Source organism: Streptomyces sp. SM1 (assembly GCF_002910825.1).
Taxonomy (GTDB): Bacteria; Actinomycetota; Actinomycetes; order Streptomycetales; family Streptomycetaceae; genus Streptomyces; species Streptomyces okerensis.
The window spans coordinates 1-6,441 of record NZ_NEUB01000789.1; the positions used below are offsets into that span (position 1 = coordinate 1).

5 protein-coding genes, 1 tRNA gene and 1 pseudogene are annotated in these 6,441 nt (G+C 68.1%); 1 reads left to right on the forward strand and 6 read right to left on the reverse strand.

Going from position 1 to position 6,441, the window contains the following annotated elements; translation table 11 throughout:
* From B9S61_RS24135 to B9S61_RS24145, 3 genes and pseudogenes are all read right to left on the reverse strand, one after another.
* A pseudogene (locus B9S61_RS24135) lies at positions 1 to 285 on the reverse strand (sel1 repeat family protein); the annotation flags it as partial.
* Positions 286 to 508: 223 nt separating this feature from the next.
* Positions 509 to 582, reverse strand: a tRNA-Met gene (locus B9S61_RS24140).
* A 55-nt stretch (positions 583 to 637) separates the two neighbouring features.
* Positions 638 to 3,571, reverse strand: coding sequence for a UPF0182 family protein (locus B9S61_RS24145; protein WP_103544130.1), 2,934 nt, complete (start codon positions 3,569 to 3,571; stop codon positions 638 to 640).
* Between the two features lie 162 nt (positions 3,572 to 3,733).
* Between B9S61_RS24145 and B9S61_RS24150 the strand changes: the two genes are divergently transcribed.
* Positions 3,734 to 4,276 (forward strand): PPA1309 family protein, encoded by a 543-nt coding sequence (locus B9S61_RS24150; RefSeq protein ID WP_258039828.1) that lies wholly within the window; start codon positions 3,734 to 3,736, stop codon positions 4,274 to 4,276.
* 19 nt (positions 4,277 to 4,295) lie between these two features.
* Here B9S61_RS24150 and B9S61_RS24155 read toward each other — a convergent pair whose 3' ends face one another.
* From B9S61_RS24155 to B9S61_RS24160, 3 genes are all read right to left on the reverse strand, one after another.
* Positions 4,296 to 5,390, reverse strand: coding sequence for a PDZ domain-containing protein (locus B9S61_RS24155; protein ID WP_103544132.1), 1,095 nt, complete (start codon positions 5,388 to 5,390; stop codon positions 4,296 to 4,298).
* Between the two features lie 98 nt (positions 5,391 to 5,488).
* A complete protein-coding gene (locus B9S61_RS41030; protein WP_181007502.1) occupies positions 5,489 to 5,653 on the reverse strand; it encodes a hypothetical protein in 165 nt (54 codons plus the stop codon).
* A gap of 248 nt (positions 5,654 to 5,901) precedes the next feature.
* Positions 5,902 to 6,360: a molybdenum cofactor biosynthesis protein MoaE gene (locus B9S61_RS24160; RefSeq protein ID WP_103544133.1), complete on the reverse strand. Its 459-nt coding sequence runs from the start codon at positions 6,358 to 6,360 to the stop codon at positions 5,902 to 5,904.
* Positions 6,361 to 6,441 lie beyond the last annotated feature (81 nt).

A 6,441-nucleotide genomic window follows, 5' to 3' on the forward strand; every position in this document is an offset into this window, starting at 1 on the left:
GCCCCGCTGGTGCAGCAGGACGCCCAGGTTGTTGGCGGCGGCGCGGCAGCCCGCGGCGGTGGCGGCGCGCAGATGGGGTTCGGCTCCGTCGAGATCACCACGGCGCAGCAGCATGGCGCCGAGGACACTCATCGCCTCGACATCACCGGCCTCGGCAGCGATCCGCTGACGCAGCTCCTCCGCGGCCTCGTCGTCGGCCTCCCCGTCGCGAGGTTCCTCCCGAGGGGAGGACTGCACAAAACGCCCTGTCCTGAACAGAGTTGCCTTGTCCCCCATACCATCCATCGTCGCACCACCTGCAACCTGGGTACACCTGGTATACCGCAGTCAGTGAAGTCACTACAGCGTTTTGTCGACATGCCCACAGAGAGACAAGCCAAACACAGAACACCCAACTCCCGTCGGCGGCAGGGCCGTCACCCGCCCAGGCACATGCGTTCGCACATCACAAAGGCCCGGACTCCTTGAGGAGTCCGGGCCTTTGCTGTCGCCAACCACGCGACTTCAGTAGCGGGGACAGGATTTGAACCTGCGACCTCTGGGTTATGAGCCCAGCGAGCTACCGAGCTGCTCCACCCCGCGCCGTTGTGTTGCAACCGTAGCACGGCGCGGGAGGGGCCTTTGACCAGCTTGCTCGCTAACCGGTCGGACTGGCGTCGGGAGCGGGCCTGCTCTCCCCGCCGCCACCCCCTTCGGCCGACTGGGCTTCCTCGGCCTTGCGCAGGGCGTCCTCCAGCTCCTGCTGCGCCTTGCCGTAGGCCTCCCAGTCATTCTTCTTCAGGGCTTCCTGGCCGGCGTCGAAGGCCTTCTGGGCGTCGTTCAGAGCCTCCTGGACCGTGGGGTTGTCGGATGCGGGCGGCGGTGGCTGCGTGCCCTCGTCCTCGCCCGTTCCCTCGTCCTCCCCCGGTGGCGGCTCGACAGGTGCGCCCTCTCCGCCGAAGACCTTGTCCAGGGCCTGCTCGAGGGTGTCCTCGAACGCGGTCTGGCCGCCGTAGGTCACCAGCACCTTCCGCAGCAGCGGGTACTTCAGTCCGCCACCGCGTACGTAGACCGGCTCCACGTAGAGCAGTCCTCCGTCGAGCGGGACGGTCAGGAGGTTGCCGTACTCGACCTCCGAGTCGCCACCTCTCAGCAGCCTGATCGTCTCGGCGATGTCCTGCTGGGAGTTGAACTGACTCTGCACCTGTTGCGGTCCGGAGACCGTCGTGCTGGTCGGCAGTTTCAGGACTCTGATCTTCCCGTAGTCCTTGGTGCCCGGGTCGGCGTTCACCGCCATGAAGGCGCTCAGGTTGTCACGCCCGTTCGGAGTGAACGTCGTGGTGAGCGAGAAGACCTGTTGCTGCTGGTCCGGCATCCGCATGCTCAGGTAGTACGGAGGCACCGTCTCGCCCGTCTTGTTCGTCGGGTCGTCCGGCACCTCCCAGACCTCGCTGCCGCTCAGGAACGTGGTGGCGTCCTTGACGTGGTAGCGGGTCAGCAGCTCGCGCTGCACCTTGAACAGGTCCTGCGGGTAGCGCAGATGGTCCATCAGGGCGCCCGAGATCTCGCTCCGCGGCTCCACCGTGTCCGGGAACGCCTTCATCCACGTCTCGAGGACGGGATCCTCGGTGTCCCACTGGTAGAGCTTGACATCGCCGCTGTACGCGTCGACGGTCGCCTTCACCGAGTTGCGGATGTAGTTGACCTGGTTCTGCTGGGCCACCACCGCGCGCTGGTCGTTGGTGGCGGTCAGCGAGTCGGCGGTGGTGTCACCGAGGGTCGTCCGCGACGCGTACGGATAACCGTTGGTGGTCGTGTAGGCGTCGACGATCCACTGGATCCGGCCGTCGACGACCGCCGGGTAGGCGTCGCCGTCGATGGTCAGCCACGGGGCGATGGCCTCGACGCGCTCCTTGGGCGTGCGGTTGTACAGGATCCGCGAGCCCTCACCGATGGCGCCCGAGTACAGGATCTGCGGCTCGCTGAACGCGACCGCGTAGGCGGCCCGGTTCACCGGGTTGTCGAGGTTGACCCCGCTGTCGCCCTTGTAGCTGTACGTCTTCTCGCCGCTGTCGTCGGAGTAGTCGATCTCCTTCTGGGGACCGCCGACGATCGAGTACGTCGTCGTCCGCTCGCCGTAGTAGACGCGCTGCTCGTACGACCCCAGGTCTCCCTTGGACGGCAGGTCGGACTCGGTGAACGCCGGACGGCCGCCCGCGTCGGCGCTGGTGCCCTCCGCGGCCACGACGCCGTATCCGTGCGTGTACCGGAAGTGGTCGTTGATCCAGTTCCGCTTCGGGATGCCGTTGTAGTTCAGCTCCCGCAGGCCGATGACGGTGTCCTGCTCCTTGCCGTCCTCGGCGTAGCGGTCGACGTCCAGGTTGGTCGGGAACGCGTAGTAGTTCCTGATCTGCTGGAGCTGCTGGAACGTCGGCGACACGATGTTCGGGTCCATGATCCGGATGCTCGCCGCGTCACGGACGTCGTCCCGGAGCTTGGTCGCGTCATCGGTCTGGGCCGTACCCGGGTACTCGGTGACCTGCGAGTCGTTGATGCCGTAGGCCTCGCGGGTGGCCTTGAGGTTCTTCTCGACGTACGGCGCTTCCTTGGCCTGCTCGTTCGGCTGGACCTGGAACTTCTGCACGATCGCCGGGTAGAGACCGCCGATGAGGATCGCCGACAGCACCATCAGGCCGAAGCCGATCACGGGCAGCTGCCAGGTACGCCGCCACAGGGTGGCGAAGAACAGCAGCGCGCAGATCACGGCGATGCAGAACAGGATCGTCTTGGCCGGCAGATAGGCGTTCGCGTCGACGTACCTGAGGCCCGTCCAGCTGTCGGTGGCCTTGAAGTCGCTGGACTTCACCGCCAGCCCGTACCGGTCGAGCCAGTACGCGACGGCCTTCAGGGCCACGAAGATGCCGAGCAGCACCGACAGGTGCCCGGTGGCCGCGGCCGTGGCACGCGCGCCCGGGCTGGTGATGCGCAGCCCGCCGTACAGGTAGTGGGTGAGCGCGGCGGCGATCAGGCCCAGGATCGCGGCGGCGAAACCGAAGCCGAGCAGGAACCGGTACCAGGGCAGGTCGAAGGCGTAGAAGGAGACGTCCAGCTTGAACTGCGGGTCCTTCTGGCCGAACGGCACGCCGTTGACCCACATCAGCCAGGTCCGCCACTGGCCCGACGCCGAGGCACCGGCGATCAGACCGACCAGCGCGGTGATGCCGAGCAGCAGCCACTTCTTGTACGGGGCGATGCCCATCCGGTACCGGTCGAGATTCTGCTGCTCCATCGACATGGCGCTCAGCGGCGGCCGCATGCGGTGGGCCAGCCAGATGTTGAAGCCGACCGCGAGGGCCATCAGCAGACCGAAGACGAAGAACAGGCCGATCTTGGTCCATAGGGTCGTCGTGAAGACGGACGAGTAATTGACCGAGCGATACCACAGCCAGTCGGTCCAGAAGCCCGCGAACATGGTGAACACCATGCCGAGGACGGCCAGGACGCCCAGTGTCATCAGCAGGGTCCGGACCCGCCGGGACGGGTGGCCGACTCTGATCCGTGGCCCCGTCGGGCCTCCGCCGCGGTCCGGCATCTGGAAAGCCAAGGTAGGCACCTCGAAGTTCGCTGTTGATTCGTCAGCCCGCGGTTTCACGGGCCGCCGTGGCCCCCCGTGATCGTGGGCCCACACCTATGCAACTTACTCACGCTTTACTCGGTTCCCGATTCCGGCCGGGAACGAGAGAGGATTGTGACCATGTCCAACACACCCATGGCCGCGAACCCGCTCACCCGGGCCGTACTCGAGATCGACGAGTACGCCTCCGGACTCGGCTGGGACCAGCCCGCACGCCTGTTCGCCCTCGTAGACACCGCCCGGCTGCGCGCCGAGCAGCCCTCGCTCGCGGGCCGGCTCGGCCAGGACGGCGAACAGGAGACCACCGCCTTCACCCCGATCGAGCAGGACAAGATTCCAACGGGCAAGCCGCTCGACGAGTTCCTGGGCACCATCGCCTGGCCCGACGCGGTGGCGGGCTGCGCCCTGACCGTGGAGCGGCTGATGCTGCCGCCGTCCGCCGAGGCACAGGTCCCGAAGGACCTGGACGAGGCGGCGCTGACCAGGTGGGTGGCCGAGCATCCGGAACGTCAGGAGGTCCGTATGACGGTCGCCGTGCTGCGCGGCGGCGCTCGTGAGTCGGCGCTGCGGCTGCGCGCGAAGGACTCGCCCACGGAGGTCCTCACCGGCTCCGACCTGGTGCCGGGGCTGGCCGAGGCGCTGACGGCGACGTTCGCGGACTAGGAGAGGGCGTCCCGTCCGGTCAGGACGCCGTGCACTCCGACAGGCCTGCGGTGTCGCCGGAGCGGATGTCCTCCAGCGCGCCCAGGGCGTCGTCGATGGTGTCCACCTTCACCAGGGTGAGGCCCTCGGGGGTGTCCTTGGCGGCGGCCGCGCAGTTGTCGGCGGGAGTGAGGAAGTACTCGGCGCCCTTGCCGCGGGCGCCGACCGTCTTCATCTCGATCCCGCCGATCGGCCCGACCTTGCCGTTGTCGTCGATCGTGCCGGTGCCGGCGACGAAGGTGCCGCCGGTCAGGCTGCCCGGGGTGAGCTTGTCGTAGATGCCGAGGGCGAACATCAGGCCGGCGCTCGGTCCGCCCACGTCGGCGAGCTTGATGTCGATGTCGAACGGGAAGGTGTGGTCGGTCCCGGCGGAGATCCCGACGATGGCCCGCTTCTCGCCGGCGTCGTCGGAGCTCGCGGTGGTGATCGTGACCTTCTCGGTCTTCGTAGGGGTCCGCTTCTCCTTCTCGGCGGCGGCCTGCTCCTTGGCGGGCACGATCGTGAAGACGACGTCCTCGCCGGGCTGGTGCTCGGTCACCAGTTCGGCGACATCGGCGGGCTCCTTCACCGCCTTGCCGTCGACCGCCTTGATCACATCGCCCGCGTGCAGCCTGCCCTCGGACGGCGACCCCTTGACGACCGTGGAGACGATCACCCAGGACCTCACCGGTACGTCCAGCTCCTTCAGGGCCGCGACCTTGGCGCTCTCCTGGGACTGGCTGAACTCCTCGGCGTTCTCCTGGGTGGACTGCTCCTCCGTCTTGCCGTCGGGGTAGAGGGTCTCGTGCGGCACGATTTTGTTGTCGTGCGCGAGCCATCCGTAGACGGCCTCGACGAGGTTCATCCGGTAGTCGGCACTCGTGACCCGCACCGTGGTCATATTGAGGTGACCGTCCGCGGGATAGGTCTTGTGCCCGGCGATCTGCAGCACCGGCTCGCCGTCGTGCTCGCCCAGCGTGTTCACCGTCGGCCCCGGCGACATCTCCGAGTACGGCACGGGGATGAAGACTCCCGCGCACAGGAGCGCGATCAGCATCAGGGTGGAGGCGAGCATCGTCGCGGTGCGGCGTGGCATGACTCGACAGTACGGGACAGGCCTGTCGGCGCACCGTCAGGGCCACCCGGACGGGCGGCCCTGAGCGTCGTGCGCCGTGACGTGTGGGGGCACGGTCCTCAGCGGTCCGAGCGCGGCTTCTCCATGGCTTCCCGGAACCGGGCGTAACCGATGAGTTCGGGGCCGTCGCCCCGCACCTTACGGGTCCTGTTGGCCCAACTGCCCCAGAGCCCCGCTCCGATCGCGGCCACGAGCGGAATCAGCAACCAGACAAGCACTGCCATGCCGACCTCCCAACCCCATGAGCGTCCGCGACTGACTGATCAGCAGATTAACCATCCGCAGTGACAACGCTCACCTCAGGGGTGCGGTTACGCAACCGGAGGTCCGACCCCTCTCACCAGGCTCCCACCCCTCGACGAGGCGCCACGCGCCGACCCGCCCTCCCGTCGCCCGACCACCACCCCTGGACGACGGCGCCACACGCCGACCCGCCCTCCCGTCGCCCGACCACCACCCCTGGACGACGGCGCTACGCGCCGACCCATTCCTCGGTCCCGTCCGAGAACCGCTGATGCTTCCAGATGGGCACCTCGTGCTTGAGGTCGTCGATCAGCTTCCGGCAGGCCTCGAAGGCCTCCCCCCGGTGCGGGCACGACACGCCGACGACCACGGCGAGGTCACCGATCCCGAGATCCCCGACCCGGTGCACGGCGGCGAGCGCCCGCACGGGGTACTCGGCGGCGACCTTCCCGGCGATGCGCCGCATCTCGTCCTCGGCACTCGGGTGACACGAATAGCCCAGCCCCTCGACGTCGGTACCGCCGTCGTGATCGCGCACGGTCCCCACGAACAGCGCCGTCCCGCCGGCCGCGTCGTCCCCCACCGCGCGGAGGACCTCGTCCACCGACAGCGGCGCGTCGCGGATCGCGATCAGCTTGATCGGGTCCTGTGCGGCCTGCTCACCCGGGTGATCGTGCGTGGATGCCATGCCACCATCGTGCCCCACCGCGACGACAACCCGGTACGCAGCAGCGTCAGTTCGGTCGGCCCGGCACCGACGGCCCGGGAC